Raw genomic sequence first — 16,072 nt, 5'->3', positions numbered from 1 at the left:
TTAATAATATTCAGTCAATCAACCGTCCCCATCGCCCAATCAGGGTAGCTCAACGGTCCTATTGCGCGTCGGCAAGACGTGCGCTTGCCTTCTCCGCCTGTGGTTACATCTTAATATGGCCGACCAAGAGCAGGCCCTGATTTCTCGGAAACCACGGAAACGCTCTCCCCTTCTTTCAATGTCAGGTGGTTGTTTTGTGCCTATCTCCAGCTCAATGCCGGGCCGCGCGGGCCCTCGTCGGATGGTCCGAAGATGACTTGTCTTCTGTGTCGAAAATCGCCAAACAGACGATTGCCGATTTCGAGGCCGGGACGCTTCCCCCGTCTGAGCGAATCCTGCAGGATATGAAGCGTAGTTTGGAGGATGCGGGCGTGCTTTTCATTGCAGAGAATGGCGGTGGTGCCGGCGTTCGCCTTGCGAAAGGCGCCAATGCCTCGATCGACACGAACGAAACCGAGACGGTTCAATATGAAGAACATCTCAAAAACGACGCCCCTCCCGGCGCTGGCGGCTGAATGACAAAGAAGCAAAAGCTTGAACACTCCGAACTGGCGGGGGAATTTTCCGATGACGGCGTAACCGTGCTCGTCGATATCTTTCGAACCGCCGGCAGCAACGAGGACTGGACGATGGAGGTCGTCACGCAAGGCGAGGATCTGATCCGCTGGGACGAGCCGTTTTCGACCGACCGGGATGCCTTCGACGAATTCCTGGCCGTGGTGGCGCGGGACGGGATACGATCCTTTCTCGAAGATGAAGAGCCTTCCGTGCATTGAGGGATATCTGTGAAAAGCATCAATGATCTGGTCGCCTCGGCGAAGACCGTCTGCGACCGATATCGGGCCGGGCGGATGGAACGCGAGACCGTGCGCGAATGGGTTCTCGGCCTTGGCGCCTATCCGTCGCCGCACGGAGACCGCGTGCGCGAAGCCGCCGAATGGTTCCGCCTGCACAATCGCGAGCCCGTTTCCGATGACATTGTGCTGGTCGATATCGACCGGCTCAAGGCGATTTCAGCGCCGTGATCCCGGGGCGTGCGAGGGGGCTGGCCAGGTGCAAGGGCTCGCACATACGAAGCCAGCCGTTGCCTGACCGTTCGATGCAGGATTGATCGCCACGCGCCGGCGCGATCCTGAACGAGAGTTGCGTCCTTCCCTGGAGCGGTTCAGCTCTTCATGGAATCGCAGAACTCCTCTAACATCTTATTTTTACGCAATTCCCGGGAAACCGCTTCGCATTTTCCTGAAACTGCTCGAGCGAGTTGATTTCGATGCTTGATAGGCTGACATGGTCCGGGGTGCTTGCCGATCCTGTCGTACAGGCCGGAACGCTGGCCGTCGTCGGCGCGATCATCACGCGAATAGCGCTTCGCCCCTTCCCAAGCTGGAAGCTCGCGGGCCAGGTATTCTTCTTCGCAGCGCTTACCATTCTGTTGCTCTATCACGACATCGTGCCCTACGAGGTCGGCCCGACGCCGGATTCGACATTCGAACGCGTCTTCATCGCCCTTGCCAAAGTGGTCTGGTGGATCAACGCCGCCTGGGCGCTGATCGGCTTCGTGCGCGTCTTCCTGATCTTCGAGCGCCAACCGCGGGAGGGCCGGCTCGTTCAGGATCTGGTCATTGGCCTGATCTATCTCGGCGCGATACTCTCGGTGGTCGCCTATGTCTTCAGCTTTCCCGTCGGCACGCTGATCGCCACCTCGGGTGTCTTTGCCATCATCCTTGGCCTTGCGCTGCAGAGCACGCTCAGCGACGTGTTTTCCGGCATCGCCCTCAATCTCGGGCGGCCCTACATCATCGGCGACTGGATTGTCCTCAACGACGGTGTCGAAGGACGCGTCGTCGAGACCAACTGGCGCTCCACCCATCTGCTGAACGGTTCGAACGACCTCGTCGTCCTGCCCAACAGCTTCCTTGCCAAGGTTGGGCTGACCAACCTCAGCAGCCCCGACCGCAGCCATGGCGTGACCCTGACGGTCCGTGTCGTGCCGACGATCGGGCCGACGGCGATCCTCGACGTCATGCAGACGGTGCTTCTGAGCAGCGGCTCGATCCTGACCGAACCGAAGCCCGGCGTGCAGATCAAATCGTTGAATGCCGACGCGATGGACGTGGAGCTATTCTTCCGCGTCAGGGATATCGGCCATGCCGGACCGGCGAAGAATGAGATATTCGATCTCATCTACCGCCATATCAAGGCCGCAGGCCTCACTCTCGCGCGGCCGATCGATGCCGCCGGCCCGCCGCCCGATCAGATGCTGTCGGAAGACGTGGTGAAGCCGCACCGGCCGACGCCGCTCAAGCTTCTCGATGCCGTGCCCCTGTTTGCCTCGCTGACCGAGGACGAAAAGGAAACGCTCGCGGCCTCCATGTCGCGGCGGACCTACAAGAAGGACACTGTTCTCCTCGAACAAGGCGACACGGTCGCATCGCTGATGATCGTGCGCAGCGGCGCGCTTATCGCGACCCGGCAGGAAGGCCACAAGGAAATCGAACTTGGCCGGCTGGCGCCGGGAGACTATTTCGGCGAAAGCGGGCTGCTGATCGGCATCGGCGAGGCGGCGAGCCTGCGCGCGCTCACCTTTGTCGTCGTCTATGAGATTGCCCAGGCCAGCCTGACGCCGCTGTTGCACGACAGGCCGGGGATTGCAGAGGAGCTGGCGGCAACACTGTCGCGCCGCATCGAGACCAGCCAGCATTCCTTCGCGACCGACGGCGTCACTCTAAACGGCGGCTCGATGACCTCGCTGGTGACACGGATCCGCCATCTGTTCCAGGTGCCGCAATAGCGGCCTCGTTATTCATGTCGCCCTGGACGGGATTTGGCTGCCCCATGAATCGGTTCAGCTCTTCCTGTTTCGCATTTTTCAGGAATTCCTCTAGCCTCGATCGGGCTGACGCAATCACACCGGTACTCGACGGCGTAGGACCAATGACGATGACGAGCCTGAGACATAATAGCGGCATCGCAGCTTTGTTGCGAAGAGGTCTGGAGGTTCCGCAGCTTTGGTAAATGTGACACCGTTACGAGGCTGACACGGCTCTTGCGCCTTCCGCACGGAGCGTTCCAGCCGCGAAGCGCAAGTCGAGCGCGGCTGGCCAATTCTAATTCGTCCGATCAATAGAGGAATAACACGTGGCAACATTTCCGGAAAAGGCAAAGGTCGTCATCATCGGCCTCGGCGGTATCGTCGGCGCCTCCATCGCGCATCATCTCGCCGAGCGCGGATGGGACGATATCGTCGGCATCGACAAGTCGGGCATACCGACCGATATCGGGTCGACAGCCCACGCCTCGGACTTCTGTTACACCACGAGCCACGACTATCTCTCCGTCTGGACGACGCAATATTCGATCGATTTCTACGAGAAAATGGGCCATTACGCCCGCATCGGCGGCCTCGAAGTGGCGCGCACCGGCGACCATGCCTGGATGGAGGAAATCAAGCGCAAGCTTTCCTCGGCACGCGCTTTCGGCACGCGCGCCCATTACGTCAGCCCTTCCGAGATCAAGGAGAAGTTCCCGCTGATCGAGGAAGATCAGGTCATGGGCGGCCTTTACGATCCCGACGCCGGCCTCGTCATTCCGCGCTCACAAACCGTCGCCGGCAAGCTGGTCGATGCCGCCGAAAAGGCCGGCAAGCTCAAGGTGTTCGGCAACACGCCGGCCAAGTCGCTGATCGTCGAAGGCGGCCGCATCAAGGGCGTCGTCACCCATCGCGGTACGATCATGGCCGACCACGTCATCGTCTGTGCCGGCCTCTGGGGTCGCCTGATCGCGGAGATGGTCGGCGAAGACCTGCCGGTCATGCCGGTCGACCACCCCCTCACCTTCTTCGGTCCCTATAACGAGTTTGAAGGCACCGGCAAGGAGATCGGCTTCCCGCTGCTGCGCGACCAGGGCAACTCCGCCTATATGCGTGATACCGGTGACCCGGCGACGACCGAGGGCGGCCAGATCGAGTGGGGCTATTACGAAGCCACCAATCCGCGCATGTGCCATCCGCGCGATATTCTCGAAAAACACGAAGCCCGGCTTTCGCCCTCGCAGCGCGACCTCGAGATGGAACAGATCATCGAGCCGCTCGAGCGCGCCATGGAACTGACGCCGATCCTCGGCGAACTCGGCTATAATGAAGGTCACTCCTTCAACGGCCTGCTGCAGGTTTCCGCCGGCGGCGGCGCATCCTGCGGCGAGAGCCAGAAGGTTCGCGGCCTCTGGTATTGCGTTGCCATCTGGGTCAAGGACGGCCCGGGCTACGGCAAGCTGATCGCCGACTGGATGACCGATGGCCGGACTGAAATCGATCACAACAGCATCGACTACGCCCGCTTCTATCCGCATCAGCTGACCGAAGAGTTCATCGAAAACCGCTGCTTCGAAGCCGCCCAGAAGATCTATTTCCCGGCCGTTCACACCCGCGAACCCTATGCATCCAGCCGCAACGCCAAGCGCTCGCCGTTCTACGAGCGCGAAAAGGAACTCGGCGGCTACTTCATGGAACTTGGCGGCTGGGAGCGTGCGCACGGCTACGCCGCCAACGAACACCTTCTGGAGAAGTACGCCGACCGCGTCCCGGTTCGCGAGAACGAATGGGACAGCCGCCATTTCTGGCGCGTGTCGAATGCCGAGCATCTGGCGATGAGCGAGGATTGCGGCATCGTCAATCTCAGCCACTTCCACATGGTCGATATCGAGGGACCTGACCATGTCGAGCTGATGGAATGGCTGTGCGCCGCCAAGGTCGGCGGCGATGCAAACATCGGCAAGGGCGTTTACACTCACTTCCTCGACGACGAAGGCATGGTGCGCGCCGACTTCACCGTCTTCCGCATGGCCGACCGCTGCCGTCTCGTCAACGGCGCCGATGCCGGCCCGCGCGACCTGCACTATATGAAGCGCGTCGCCGAAGACCGCGGCCTTGACGTGACCATCACCGACGTCTCGGAAAAATTCGTGACCATCGGCATCTGGGGTCCAAACGCGCGCGACACGCTGAAGAAGGCCGTAGCGGATCCGGCCGGACTCGATCAGGAAAACTTCGCCTTTGCGGCGATCAAGCCGATCGAAATCGCCGGCAAGCCCGTCACCGCCTTCCGCATCTCCTATGTCGGCGAGCAGGGCTGGGAACTGCACATGAAATACGAAGACGGCCTCGCCGTCTGGGATGCGCTGCGCGCGACCGGTGTGATGGCCTTCGGCGTCGAAACCTACGCAAACTCGCGCCGCATGGAAAAGAGCCTTCGCCTGCAGAACGCCGACCTCCTGACCCAGTATAATCTGATCGAAGCCGATCTCGCCCGTCCGAAGGTCAAGGAAGCCGATTTCCGCGGCAAGGCAAAGCATCTGGAATATAAGGCCCGTGAGCACCAGCCGGCCATGCTCTGCACGCTTGTGATGACCGACAATACCGACAAATCGGGTGTGAAGCGTTATCCCCTCGGCAACCTGCCGGTCGTCGATCCCGCCACGGGCGAGGTCCTAGTCGACGAGCTCGGCCGTCGGTCCTACACCACGTCGATCGCCTACGGCCCGACTGTCGGAAAGAACATCGCTTTGGCTTACTTGCCCTGGTCGCATTGCCAGGTCGGACGCAAGCTGAATGTCGAGTATTTTGCCGAGACTTATCCGGTGGAGGTTGTCGGCGTCGGCTACAAGCCGATCTATGACCCGGAAAATCTGAAGCCGCGCACCTAACGCATCGGCCCGGAATCGATTTTCGGAAAGCACGATGCGAGGATTGAAGTAGTACAGCGCCGCGCGTCAAAAAAGCGCGGCGCTGTAAGCACTTAAGCCCTTGTGGCGTCGCAAGGATGGGGCACGAAAAACATTAAGCCTCTTGACCGAAACGAGGAAATTTCGGAGTTCCTCAGATGAAGGCCGTATCGAAAGGCCAGGAAGGTCCCACACTTAATTCCTGCCGTGAAATGCCGGCTTGACAAATTATGAGTCTTTACTCATAATTTCCCCAGATGGAAAACTTACCCCGCCCTACCAGAGCGCTCCTTTGGATAGCGTCGAGCCGCAAAGACTATGCGGATTTTCCGCCCAAAGTTCAGGAAGCTTTTGGCTTTGAGCTGTTTCTGGCGCAGACGGGGCAACACCCTCCATCGGCAAAGATGCTCAAGGGTCTCGGCACGGGTATAGTAGAGCTGGTCGAAGACCACGACAGCGATACCTACCGCGCCGTTTACACCGCCCGTTTTGATACGGCCGTCTACGTGCTGCACTGCTTCAAAAAGAAGTCCAAGAGCGGCATCAAAACACCCCAGAGCGATATCGAGCTGATCAAACGCCGTTTCCGTGATGCGGAAGCCGATTATGCAGCGAAACAAAATGAGGAGCGCAAGCGATGAAAACCGAACATGTCGAGGTTCATGCCGGCCACCCCAACATCTTTGAAGAGCTGGGACTACCGGACGCCGAAAACCACTTCTTGAAAGCGCAGATTGTGGCAGCCCTGCACCGCCTCGTCAACGAGCGCAAACTCAACCAGGCGAAGGCCGGGACCCTTATGGGTATTACTCAGCCGGAAGTGTCCCGCCTCTTCCGGGGCCATTTCCGGGAATACTCCGTTGAACGCCTCATGAGTTTCCTAACAGCTTTCAACCAGGACGTTGAAATTGTCGTAAGGCCTCATGCCAAGGCCGGAGAAACCGGCAACATAACCTTCAATGCCGGCATGGCTTAACGAGATCGGCCCGCCCGACATACTGATTATTCGTTGGCAGGCGGCGTCGAGCTCGCCCGCCCGCTTGTAGAATGTGAAAGCGCTACCGCCTGTTGCCATTTCCGGCTTCGACGCCATCGTCAATGGGACGGCTTGAAACGAACCGTTTCGAGATCAGCCAGCAGCCGAGCGCCCAGAGCGCACCGGCGCACCATCCGGCGAAGACGTCAGTCGGGTAATGGACGCCGAGGTAGATCCGGCTCAAGCCGATGATGACGGCCAAGAAGACGCCGGCGCCCATGACGAAAATCCGCGTCGAGGGGTATCGCTGCGTCCGCGCCAGCAGTGCCCCGAGCGTCAGATAGGTCACCGCCGAGACCATGGCGTGTCCGGAGGGAAAACTGAGATCGCTGACCTCGACGAGATGCGGCACGATATCGGGACGCGGCCGGGCGACGAGGATCTTCAGCACCGTGCTCGCCAGCCAGCCTGATAGCACCGAAGAAAAAACGAAGATGGCGATCGGCCAGCGCCGGTCGAGCAAGAGATAGACGGTGACGAGGACGGTCATCAGCGAGAGAACGGTGATGCCGCCGAGGCTGGTGATGTCGCCGACGGCATGCGTCAGCCAGGCGGGACCGATCGGCGCGCTGAGATCGCCCTGATGTCGCAGCGCCAGCAGGATCGCTTCATCGAAGCGGAGAGTCTCACCCTCGAGCACCTCGCTCGTCAGCCGCTGCAGCAGGAAGAGCCCGCCGGCGATCGACGCCACAATGATCAGTGCCAGCGGCTCATAGGCGTTGAGCCTCGCCCAAACCCCGCGTCGTTGAACGTCACTCATGCCGGCCGTCGCACTCCCTTCATGATGTCTATCCCGTGCCAGATTGGCAATGACGCTCCAGGATTCAAGACCTTGCGGCATTTATGGGCTTTCCCCGGAACGCCCGGTAGCAAAAGCTCAACCTTCTCATGCTATGGCTGGAGCCGATTGCGTTGGAGACGATTTCGACGATGAAAATTTTGACGGCGACGGTTCTGATGGCAGCCGTCCTGCAGCCGGTCGCAGCCCTCGGCGAGACCGAATGGATGGGCGGCGCGCGGCAATGGTCGGTCGGTTTTGCGAACGAGAGCCCTGCCTATTGCCGGCTGCTCTGGGACAGCGAACTCGGCAAGACCATGGAATTCCGTCAGACTGTCACCGAGACCTTCTGGCTGGTGACCAAGACCAGCTGGGACATTCCGGCCGGCACCACGACCGAGGTAACGCTGACAGATCGCGGCATGACGAAGGTGGTCGCCGCCCAATTCTTCGACAAGAACACGCTGCGACTCTGGCCGCCGGCCAGCAAGGACAGCGGCGGATTGAAAAAGGTCATCAAGAATTCCTTTGCCGGAACCCCTGACGTGCAGCTGACCTTTGCCGGCGACGAAGGCGACTGGACGCTGCCGCTCTCGCGGGTGGACCAGCTCTACCCGACGTATCGCCAGTGCCTCAAGCGTCTCGAAGCCGGCGGAAAACCCAAGCAGGTTTCCGAAAGCGGCAAGCCGTTCTGACGGCCTGCCGGATTCACGCCATCGCTGGTGGCGCGGTTTCGCGGATCAGGCTGCGCACCGCCTCGATATCGCCGTTGAGCGGCCGCTCGTCGCCATAATGGGAAATACGCTGCCGCACCGCCTGATAGACGAGGTCGGTGCCTGCCGCCCGCGGCGCGCTTGCCGCCAGGAAATCATGCGCCTGGGCGGCGGCCATCAGCTCGATCGCCAGGATATATTCGGCATTATCGATGATCGTCAGCAGCTTGCCGGCGGCAGCTGTCGGATGCGCGAGAAAATCCTCCTGCAGGCCTGAGGTCAGGCCGCCGTCCAAGGCTGCGGGCGCGGCAAGGCGGCGGTTGTCGTTGCTGAGGGCAGCTGCGGTATATTGGGCGATCATGAAGCCGGAATGGCTGCCGGCATCGCTTGCCAGAAACGGCGGCAGGCCGCTCACCAGCGGGTTGACCAGCCGGTCCATGCGCCGTTCGCTGATCGCGCCGAGCTGCGCCAGCGCAACGGCGAGGCTGTCAGCCACCTGCCCCAGTGCCGGGGCGACGGCATGGGCCTCGGAGGAGACAACGGGTTGGTCGGGCGTGCCCGAGACGGCCGGGTTGTCGGTCACCGAAGCCAGTTCCTGATTAACAACGCGGGCGGAATTGTCGAAGACATCGCGGGCCGCGCCATGCGCATGCGGCACCGACCGAAGGCTGAGTGCATCCTGTGTGCGCCGACCAAAGGCAGCAGCGACAAGGCCGCTGCCTTGAAGCCGGGCGCGCAGCGTCGCTCCCACTTTTTGGATCCCTACCGATGGGCGCAGCGCGAGCACCGCCTCGTCGAAGGCGCCGATCTGGCAGCCGGCCGCTTCCAGCGTCAGCGCTGCAATCGCATCGGCCCAGTCGAGCAGCCGTTCGGCGCGGCAAAGGGCGGTAGCGGTGAGCCCCGTGGCGCAGGCCGTGCCGTTGACAAGGCTCAGGCCCTCCTTGGCGCCGAGCACCAGCGGTTCGAGACCCATCGCCGCTAGCGCCTCGCGGCCGCTCAGGCGCCGGCCGGCGAGCACCGCACTACCTTCGCCGATTACGACAAGCGCAATATGGGCATTATGGACGAGATAGCCGGCCGAGCCCTTGGACGGTACGTCGGGAATGCAGTCATGCTCCAGCATGGCTGCGAGATGTTGGACGATCTCGCGCCGGACGCCGGAATGGCCGTGGGCGAAATTGGCGATTTGAGCAGCGATGATGGCGCGCACCTCGCGGGCACCGAGCAGCGACCCGACGCCACAGGCGTGGCTGAGCACGATGCTGCGCGACAACAGGCTCTGCGAGGCCCGGTCGACCACGGTATCGGCGAGCGCCCCGACGCCGGTGTTGACGCCATAGGCGCGCACGCCGGTCGCAACGATGCTGGCGACGATGCGGCTTGCCTGCTCGACCCGTGCCCAGGCGGCCGGCGATAGCGCAAACGCTTCCCCTGCCCCGACGCTGGCGATGTCGCGCCAGGTCAGCCCATTATCGATGGTGATGGTCATTGACCGCTTCCGAAATGGCCGATGAACTGGCGGAAGGCAGGTGTGGCGCCGCCGGTGAACATCTCATCCGGCTTTCCGGTGCTTTCGATCAGCCCTTCGCGCATGAAAACGACGCGGTTCGATACGTTGCGGGCAAAGCTCATCTCATGGGTGACGACAAGCATGGTCATACCTTCCTCGGCAAGCGCCCGCATGACGCGCAGCACCTCGCCGACGAGTTCCGGATCAAGGGCGGAGGTCGGCTCGTCGAAGAGCATGACCTTCGGTTTCATCGCCAGTGCGCGGGCGATCGCGGCGCGCTGCTGCTGGCCGCCGGAGAGATGAGCGGGATAGGCGTGGCGCTTGTCTGCGATACCGACCTTTTCGAGCAGCGCTTCGGCCTCGGCAATGCAGTCGGCGCGCGGCCGCTTCAGCACATGGACGGGGCCCTCGATGACATTCTGCAGGATCGTCATATGGGACCAGAGATTGAAGGACTGGAACACCATGCCGAGCTCGGAGCGGATATGGTCGACCTGCTTCTGGCTGGCCGGCTTGCTTCGCCCGTTCTTGTGCACCATTTCAACATGCTCGCCATCGACCCAGATCTCGCCGTCGCTGGCGGTTTCGAGCATGTTGATGCAGCGCAGAAAGGTCGATTTGCCCGAGCCGGAGGCGCCGAGCAGCGAAATCACATCGCCGTCTTCCGCATCGAGGGAAATGCCGCGCAACACTTCGTGGGTACCGAAGCTCTTGCGGATATTGCGGACCGAAAGTCTGGTGACGCCTGGCATGATTGCTCCAATCAGGTCAAAGACCGCCTATGCCTTCAGCGGCTGCGGGGCCGCGCGGCGGTGTCGGGACAGCGAATATTCAAGCAGAGCCATGCCCTGCAGGATGATGAAGTTCAGCACGAGATAGATGATTGCCGCGCAGAGGAAGACTTCCATCGTGCGGTAGGTCTGCGAAATGAGCCGCTGGGCAACGCCGGTGACCTCCCAGACGGTGACGAGGCTGGCAAGCGCCGTCGACTTCATCATCAGGACGATCTCGGTGGAATAGGCCGGCAGTGCATGGCGCAAGGCGATCGGCGCCAGGATGCGGCGCACCAGCAGGAAGCCGGACATGCCGATCGAGCGCGCCGCCTCGATCTCTTTCGGTGAAACGGCGCGAATGCCGCCGCGGAAAATCTCCGCCGTATAGCCGGCGGTGCAAAGCGCCAGCGACAGCACGGCGCAGACCATCGGCTCGCGCAAGAACGGCCAGAGGAAGGAATAGCGGATGACCCCGAACTGGCCGAGGCCATAGAATATCAGGAACATCTGGATCAACAGCGGCGAGCCGCGGAAGACGAAGATATAACCCTTGGCAAAGCCCGAGAGCACCCGGTTGCCGCTCACCCGCATCGAGACGATGACGAGGGCCAGCAGGCCTCCGAAGAAGATCGACAGCGAAAACAGGATCAGCGTCGTCGGCACGGCCTTGAGCAGCGTCACCATGGTCGAAGCAAGAAAGGTAAAATCCATCATCGCCTCCTTATGCCTGGCCCATGGCGGATGCCGGCATGCTGCGGTTGGCGCGGCGTTCCGCACCGTTGAAGATGCGGTCGGAAAGGCTGGTCAGGATCAGATAGAGGCAGCCGCCGGCGATGAAGAACAGGAAATATTGCCGCGTCGAGCCCGCCGCCACCTGACTGGTGCGCATCAGTTCGGCAAGGCCGGTCACGGAGATCAGCGCCGAATCCTTGAGGCTGAGCTGCCAGACATTGCCGAGCCCGGGAATGGCCAGCCGCAGCACCTGCGGCATGATGATGCGGCGAAAGCGCAATCCGCGATGCATGCCGATTGCCGAGGCCGCCTCCAGTTCGCCCTTGGAGATGGCGAGGAAGGCGCCGCGGAACACTTCCGCCTGATAGGATCCGGAGATGATGCCGACGGCAAGCGCGCCGGCGGCAAAGGAGGGCAGCCCGAGGAAACCCTCGAACCCCATCGCTTTACCGATCGAGGTGACGGCCGAAGAGCCGCCGAAATAGATCAGATAGATGATCAGCAATTCCGGTACGCCGCGAAACACGGTCGTATAGACATTGCCGAAGGCGACGAGGAAGGGGTTCCCGGAGAGCTTCGCGCCCGCAACGATCGCACCCAGCACCGCGCCGATCGCCAGCGCCGTCGCCGTGACGGCCAGCGTCATCAAGGTAGCGAGAATGAGCAGCGCGCCCCATCCCGTCGAGCCGAAGCCAAGCAGTTCCAAACTTGCCATATCGTCCGTTCCCCGTCCGCGGCAGTGTTTTGTGGATTGAACAATAACACGCGGTCTCCGGCGGGAAAGCCGGAGACCGGTGGTTGCGGCCAGAAGGCCGAAACGCTTATTGCTGCGGGCTGACGTCCACCTTGAACCACTTCATCGAGAGGTTCTTGACGGTACCGTCGGCGAGCGCCGATTTGATCGCCTCGCTGAACTTGTCGCGCAGGTCGGTATCGGCCTTGCGGACGCCGAGGCCTTCGCCCTCACCCCAGATCGAACCGACGATCTCGGGACCGGTGAAGTCGAGCGCGCCATTGGCGCTTGCAAAAGCGTTGGCGAAATAGACGGCATCGTCGAAGCCGAGGTCGATGCGGCCGTTCTGCAGGTCGAGGTCGCGATCGGCGCCGGTCTTGTATTCGCGGATCTCGGCGATGTCGCCGAAATTGTCATAGACGAACTTCGCGTAGACGGTCGCTGCCTGGATGCCGATCGTCTTGCCCTTGAAGGCAGCCTTCAGCGCGTCGATCTCCTTCACGCCGGTCTGGCCGGGCGTCATCTTGATCGTGGATCCGGTGCCAGCAGCTTTGGCCAGCGGGCTGTCCTTGGCGGTGGCGAAGGCGGCCGGCGTGGCGGCATAGGGAATGGTGAAATCGATCACCTGCCTGCGCTCTTCAGTGATCGACAGCGCGTCCATGATGACGTCGAACTTGCCGGCATTGAGCGCCGGGATCATGCCGTCCCAATCGGAGGCGACCAGCGTGCATTCGATCTTGGCGCGTTCGCACAGCACCTTGGCGAGCTCCGGCTCGAAGCCGCCGAGCGTGCCGTCGGCATTGGTGAGATTCCAAGGCGCATAGGCGCCTTCGAGGGTGATGGTCGCCTTCGTCCAGTCCTTGGCGAAGGCGGGCGCGGCAAAAGTGGAAAGAGCGGCGACGCCGCAAAACAGGATTGCAGTGAATTTCATTGATGAATTCTCCTCTGGAATTGAAACAGACCTTGCGGCACCCGGGCCGATCTTCGCCGGCTTGCCCATTCCTGTCCTATTTCTGTATCAAGGACCGATTGGGAGGTTGTATATGGTACCATATGAGATATTTTGTGATATGCAAGAGGAAAGTCGGTTTATGTGGCGAATTCCATTCGTGCAAAAGGAATAGGCAATGAAGCGTTCCGGCGAAATGAAGCGCGAGCTGGCAGAAAATGATAGCACGCCCCTTTATGCGGGCGTCAAGCAGGTGATCCTCGACCGCATCCACAGCGGCGAATGGCCGCCGAAATACCGCGTGCCATCGGAAAACGAGCTGGTCGTCGAGCTTGGCGTCAGCAAGATGACTGCCAACCGGGCGCTGCGCGAACTTGCAAACGAGGGCGAGCTCGTCCGCATCCAGGGTGTCGGCTCGTTCGTCGCCGAGCGCAAGGGCTATTCGGCGCTGTTTGAGGTGCGCAACATTGCCGAGGAAATCGCCGAGCGCGGCCATGTTCACGAGGCAACGGTCGTCGTTCTCGCCCAGGAAACAGCCTCTCCGGAGATCGCCGACGCATTGGAACTTGCAATCGGCGCGGCAGTCTTCCACTCGCTGATCGTGCACAGCGAAAACGGCGTTCCGGTGCAGATCGAGGATCGTTTCGTCCATCCGGAGGCCGCCCCCGAATATCTCGACCAGGATTTTACGACACTGACACCGAACGCCTATCTGACGGCGGCAGCCCCGCTTAGCGGCTCCGAGCACGTCGTCGAGGCGGCGATGCCGCAAGCTTGGGAATGCAAGCTGCTGACGATCCTGAAGACCGAACCGTGCCTGACGATCCGCAGGCGCACGTGGTCGGCAAAGCAGGTGGTCTCCACAGCCCGTCTGGTCTATCCCGCCTACCGCTACCGGCTCGAAGCGCGCAGCGGCAAGATGTTCGAGGAATGAAAACAGTCGCCATGTTGTATATGGAACATGCGGGCTTATTGTGATGCCGGCGTGAAACGCGCCACCAGCGCATGGCGATCGCCGGGATAGGTGAAGCGCACATGGGTCACCGGGCCGGCGCCGCTCCAGGTGCGGCGTTCGACGACGAGGCAGGCGGTATTGCGGGCGATGTCGAGCGCGGCCGCCACCTCGGCACTGGCCGAGACGGCGTGGATCCGGTGTTCGGCCGTGCTCCACGGCACCTGGTTGAGCAGCCAGGGCCCCGGGGCCACCGTCAGAAAATCGGCATCGGCAGCCTCGGGCACGGTTGCAAGGCTGATCAGCCGCTCCTCCAGACAGAAGGGCCGCGTGCCGGCATTGTGGATGCAGACGACCTCGACGACCGAGGACGCCACCGGCAGTTCAAGCCGGCGACTGTCTTCGGCCTTGGCCTTGCGGCTCGTCTTCTTCGAAACCGCATAGGAATAGGCGAGATTCAGCGACTGCACCTCGGCCTTGATGTCGTGGATTTCCAAAACGGCCGATTGCGCCTGCGGCTGGGTGACGAAGCTGCCGGATTTCTTGCGACGCTCGATGAGGCCGGCCTTGGCGAGCTGCGTCAGCACCTTGTTCACCGTCATGCGCGAGCAGTCATACTGCGTGGCGAGATCGACCTCGAAGGGAATACGATGCCCCGGCGGCCAATCGCCAGAGACGATACGGCCCTCGATCTCGCCGAGGATGCGCTGATGCAAGGTCAGGTCCCTGCTTTGGTTCATCGACACGTTCCGATTGGTCCCCCCGCTCTAATTCGAATAGCTTGACAGGAAAAGCTCTTTTTCAGGCAGCCAGCAATTCGCCCATGGCGGCGAGGAAACGCCGATCGATGGCGTCTCGCCTGACATGGCGCCCGCTCTCCACCTGTTTGCGGCCCCCTGCCCAGACGCAGTCGACGGAAATGCCGCCGGCAAACAGCCAGTGATCGAGAATCTGGTCGCCTGAGAGATAGGGAACGGCTGAAGTATCGAGCGAAACCAGATCGGCGTGATGGCCCTCGGTGAGGCCGGCCGGCGCCTTCAGCGCGGCGCCGCCGCCGGCAAGCGCCTGGGTAAATAGCGATAGCGCCGTCGAACCGCCGGGTGCTGCGACGACATTGCGGGCGCGAAGCGCCAGGCGCTGCGAATATTCGAGCTGACGCAGTTCCTCCGGCACGGAGATCAGCACGTTGGAATCCGAACCGATGCCATAACGCCCGCCCTCTTCGAGGAAGAGCGGCGCGGCAAAGGCGCCGTCGCCGAGATTGGCTTCGGTGATCGGGCAGAGGCCGGCAATCGCGCCGCTTTTTGCCATCCGTCGCGTCTCGTCCTCGGTCATGTGCGTCGCATGGATCAGGCACCAGCGCTCGTCGACCGGCGCATGATCGAGCAGCCATTCCACCGGCCGCGCGCCCGACCATGCGATGCAGTCCTCGACTTCCTTCACCTGCTCGGCCACATGGATATGTATCGGACCGTCGCCGGCCATCGGCACGAGCTTCGCCAGTTCCTCAGGCGTTGCGGCGCGCAGGCTGTGCGGCGCCAGCCCAAGCTCGGCGCCGTCGAGCCGGCCGGCCACCACGCGGCAACCCTCCATCAGCCTTTCGAAGCTTTCCAGCGAATTGATGAAGCGCCGCTGGCCGTCGATCGGGGCGGCACCGCCAAAGCCGGAATGGGCATAAAAGACCGGCAGCAAGGTCAGGCCGATGCCGGACTCCTGGCTCGCCGCACCGATGCGTTCGGCAAGCTCGGCGATATTGGCATAAGGGCTGCCATCCCGGTCGTGGTGGAGATAGTGGAATTCGCCGACGCGGGAAAAACCTGCCTCCAGCATCTCCGCATAGAGCTTGGCCGCGACTGCCTCGACATGCTCCGGCGTCATCGACAGGGCAAATTTGTACATGACCGTGCGCCAGCTCCAGAAGCTGTCATTGGCCGGGCCGCGCACTTCGGCAAGACCGGCCATTGCCCGCTGGAAGGCATGGCTGTGCAGGTTACCCATGGCGGGAACGATCAAAGCATGGCGCTCATCGCCCGGCGCGGGAGACGCGCCTGATACGACGCGGGCGATGCGCCCGGCTTCGAGCGTCAGACGTACGTTCTGCTGCCAGCCTTGCGGCGTCAGTGCAGTGCCTGCGTGAAGTATGGTCATGGCCTTCCCTTTCCTCCTGCCGCGCCACAG

17 protein-coding genes are annotated in these 16,072 nt (G+C 61.9%); 9 read left to right on the top strand and 8 right to left on the bottom strand.

The annotated features are described in order from the left end of the window. Positions 1-194 precede the first annotated feature (194 nt). The 7 genes from RLEG4DRAFT_RS00385 (at position 195) to RLEG4DRAFT_RS00355 (ending at position 6,694) form a co-directional block, all read left to right on the top strand. Positions 195-515, top strand: coding sequence for a helix-turn-helix domain-containing protein (locus tag RLEG4DRAFT_RS00385; RefSeq protein WP_003574454.1), 321 nt, complete (start codon positions 195-197; stop codon positions 513-515). Further along, positions 516-776, top strand: coding sequence for a hypothetical protein (locus tag RLEG4DRAFT_RS00380; RefSeq protein ID WP_003574453.1), 261 nt, complete (start codon positions 516-518; stop codon positions 774-776). It abuts the gene before it with no gap. A 9-nt stretch (positions 777-785) separates the two neighbouring features. Beyond that, positions 786-1,025, top strand: a complete 240-nt coding sequence (locus RLEG4DRAFT_RS00375) for a hypothetical protein (RefSeq protein ID WP_003574451.1) — start codon at positions 786-788, stop codon at positions 1,023-1,025. Positions 1,026-1,270: 245 nt separating this feature from the next. Next, complete coding sequence (locus RLEG4DRAFT_RS00370; protein ID WP_003574449.1) at positions 1,271-2,791, top strand: cyclic nucleotide-binding domain-containing protein; 1,521 nt, start codon at positions 1,271-1,273, stop codon at positions 2,789-2,791. Positions 2,792-3,138: 347 nt separating this feature from the next. After that, positions 3,139-5,700: a GcvT family protein gene (locus RLEG4DRAFT_RS00365; protein ID WP_003574447.1), complete on the top strand. Its 2,562-nt coding sequence runs from the start codon at positions 3,139-3,141 to the stop codon at positions 5,698-5,700. A 275-nt stretch (positions 5,701-5,975) separates the two neighbouring features. Further along, a complete protein-coding gene (locus RLEG4DRAFT_RS00360) occupies positions 5,976-6,359 on the top strand; it encodes a type II toxin-antitoxin system RelE/ParE family toxin (protein ID WP_003574446.1) in 384 nt (127 codons plus the stop codon). Continuing rightward, the gene (locus tag RLEG4DRAFT_RS00355; RefSeq protein ID WP_003574444.1) at positions 6,356-6,694 is read left to right on the top strand and encodes a helix-turn-helix domain-containing protein; all 339 of its coding nucleotides are present in this window, start codon (positions 6,356-6,358) and stop codon (positions 6,692-6,694) included. Before RLEG4DRAFT_RS00360 ends, RLEG4DRAFT_RS00355 begins: the two co-directional genes overlap by 4 nt. Before the next feature lie 82 nt (positions 6,695-6,776). Here the strand turns inward: RLEG4DRAFT_RS00355 and RLEG4DRAFT_RS00350 are convergent, their stop codons facing one another. Next, positions 6,777-7,514, bottom strand: coding sequence for a phosphatase PAP2 family protein (locus tag RLEG4DRAFT_RS00350; RefSeq protein WP_037093102.1), 738 nt, complete (start codon positions 7,512-7,514; stop codon positions 6,777-6,779). 170 nt (positions 7,515-7,684) lie between these two features. On the opposite strand from RLEG4DRAFT_RS00350, the gene RLEG4DRAFT_RS00345 reads away from it, so the two are divergent. Next, positions 7,685-8,227, top strand: a complete 543-nt coding sequence (locus tag RLEG4DRAFT_RS00345) for a hypothetical protein (protein ID WP_037093100.1) — start codon at positions 7,685-7,687, stop codon at positions 8,225-8,227. Positions 8,228-8,240: 13 nt separating this feature from the next. Here RLEG4DRAFT_RS00345 and RLEG4DRAFT_RS00340 read toward each other — a convergent pair whose 3' ends face one another. The 5 genes from RLEG4DRAFT_RS00340 to RLEG4DRAFT_RS00320 all read right to left on the bottom strand — a co-directional run bounded on the left by RLEG4DRAFT_RS00340 (position 8,241) and on the right by RLEG4DRAFT_RS00320 (position 12,924). Continuing rightward, positions 8,241-9,734 (bottom strand): HAL/PAL/TAL family ammonia-lyase, encoded by a 1,494-nt coding sequence (locus RLEG4DRAFT_RS00340; protein WP_003574438.1) that lies wholly within the window; start codon positions 9,732-9,734, stop codon positions 8,241-8,243. Next, positions 9,731-10,507 carry an ABC transporter ATP-binding protein gene (locus RLEG4DRAFT_RS00335; protein ID WP_003574436.1) on the bottom strand — a complete coding sequence of 259 codons (777 nt, stop codon included), beginning with the start codon at positions 10,505-10,507 and terminating at the stop codon, positions 9,731-9,733. The genes RLEG4DRAFT_RS00340 and RLEG4DRAFT_RS00335 overlap by 4 nt, the downstream gene beginning before the upstream one ends. A 27-nt stretch (positions 10,508-10,534) precedes the next feature. Next, positions 10,535-11,239, bottom strand: coding sequence for an ABC transporter permease (locus tag RLEG4DRAFT_RS00330; protein ID WP_003574434.1), 705 nt, complete (start codon positions 11,237-11,239; stop codon positions 10,535-10,537). 10 nt (positions 11,240-11,249) lie between these two features. After that, complete coding sequence (locus RLEG4DRAFT_RS00325; protein ID WP_003574433.1) at positions 11,250-11,975, bottom strand: ABC transporter permease; 726 nt, start codon at positions 11,973-11,975, stop codon at positions 11,250-11,252. A 106-nt stretch (positions 11,976-12,081) separates the two neighbouring features. Beyond that, positions 12,082-12,924: a transporter substrate-binding domain-containing protein gene (locus RLEG4DRAFT_RS00320; protein ID WP_003574431.1), complete on the bottom strand. Its 843-nt coding sequence runs from the start codon at positions 12,922-12,924 to the stop codon at positions 12,082-12,084. A 196-nt stretch (positions 12,925-13,120) separates the two neighbouring features. Here RLEG4DRAFT_RS00320 and hutC (RLEG4DRAFT_RS00315) point away from each other — a divergent pair, with 196 nt between their 5' ends. Then, positions 13,121-13,876: a histidine utilization repressor gene (gene hutC, locus RLEG4DRAFT_RS00315; RefSeq protein ID WP_003574429.1), complete on the top strand. Its 756-nt coding sequence runs from the start codon at positions 13,121-13,123 to the stop codon at positions 13,874-13,876. A gap of 35 nt (positions 13,877-13,911) precedes the next feature. On the opposite strand, the gene hutC (RLEG4DRAFT_RS00310) is transcribed toward hutC (RLEG4DRAFT_RS00315), so the two are convergent. Together hutC (RLEG4DRAFT_RS00310) and RLEG4DRAFT_RS00305 are read right to left on the bottom strand one after the other, a co-directional pair. Further along, entirely contained in the window at positions 13,912-14,634 is a 723-nt protein-coding gene (gene hutC / locus RLEG4DRAFT_RS00310) for a histidine utilization repressor (RefSeq protein ID WP_003574427.1), read from the bottom strand. Between the two features lie 61 nt (positions 14,635-14,695). Next, positions 14,696-16,042 (bottom strand): formimidoylglutamate deiminase, encoded by a 1,347-nt coding sequence (locus RLEG4DRAFT_RS00305; protein ID WP_003574424.1) that lies wholly within the window; start codon positions 16,040-16,042, stop codon positions 14,696-14,698. Positions 16,043-16,072: the final 30 nt, after the last annotated feature.

The organism is Rhizobium leguminosarum bv. trifolii WSM2297 (assembly GCF_000271845.1).
Note: the sequence above shows the minus strand (reverse complement) of the source record. Positions and strands in the feature narration are given on the sequence as shown.

Coding starts and splice junctions, on each gene's coding strand:
- RLEG4DRAFT_RS00380 (WP_003574453.1), top strand. CDS start 516: ATGACAAAGAAGCAAAAGCTTGAACACTCCGAACTGGCGGGGGAATTT.
- RLEG4DRAFT_RS00370 (WP_003574449.1), top strand. CDS start 1,271: ATGCTTGATAGGCTGACATGGTCCGGGGTGCTTGCCGATCCTGTCGTA.
- RLEG4DRAFT_RS00360 (WP_003574446.1), top strand. CDS start 5,976: ATGGAAAACTTACCCCGCCCTACCAGAGCGCTCCTTTGGATAGCGTCG.
- RLEG4DRAFT_RS00355 (WP_003574444.1), top strand. CDS start 6,356: ATGAAAACCGAACATGTCGAGGTTCATGCCGGCCACCCCAACATCTTT.
- RLEG4DRAFT_RS00350 (WP_037093102.1), bottom strand. CDS start 7,514: ATGAGTGACGTTCAACGACGCGGGGTTTGGGCGAGGCTCAACGCCTAT.
- RLEG4DRAFT_RS00345 (WP_037093100.1), top strand. CDS start 7,685: ATGAAAATTTTGACGGCGACGGTTCTGATGGCAGCCGTCCTGCAGCCG.
- RLEG4DRAFT_RS00340 (WP_003574438.1), bottom strand. CDS start 9,734: ATGACCATCACCATCGATAATGGGCTGACCTGGCGCGACATCGCCAGC.
- RLEG4DRAFT_RS00335 (WP_003574436.1), bottom strand. CDS start 10,507: ATGCCAGGCGTCACCAGACTTTCGGTCCGCAATATCCGCAAGAGCTTC.
- RLEG4DRAFT_RS00330 (WP_003574434.1), bottom strand. CDS start 11,239: ATGGATTTTACCTTTCTTGCTTCGACCATGGTGACGCTGCTCAAGGCC.
- RLEG4DRAFT_RS00325 (WP_003574433.1), bottom strand. CDS start 11,975: ATGGCAAGTTTGGAACTGCTTGGCTTCGGCTCGACGGGATGGGGCGCG.
- RLEG4DRAFT_RS00320 (WP_003574431.1), bottom strand. CDS start 12,924: ATGAAATTCACTGCAATCCTGTTTTGCGGCGTCGCCGCTCTTTCCACT.
- hutC (WP_003574429.1), top strand. CDS start 13,121: ATGAAGCGTTCCGGCGAAATGAAGCGCGAGCTGGCAGAAAATGATAGC.
- hutC (WP_003574427.1), bottom strand. CDS start 14,634: ATGAACCAAAGCAGGGACCTGACCTTGCATCAGCGCATCCTCGGCGAG.
- RLEG4DRAFT_RS00305 (WP_003574424.1), bottom strand. CDS start 16,042: ATGACCATACTTCACGCAGGCACTGCACTGACGCCGCAAGGCTGGCAG.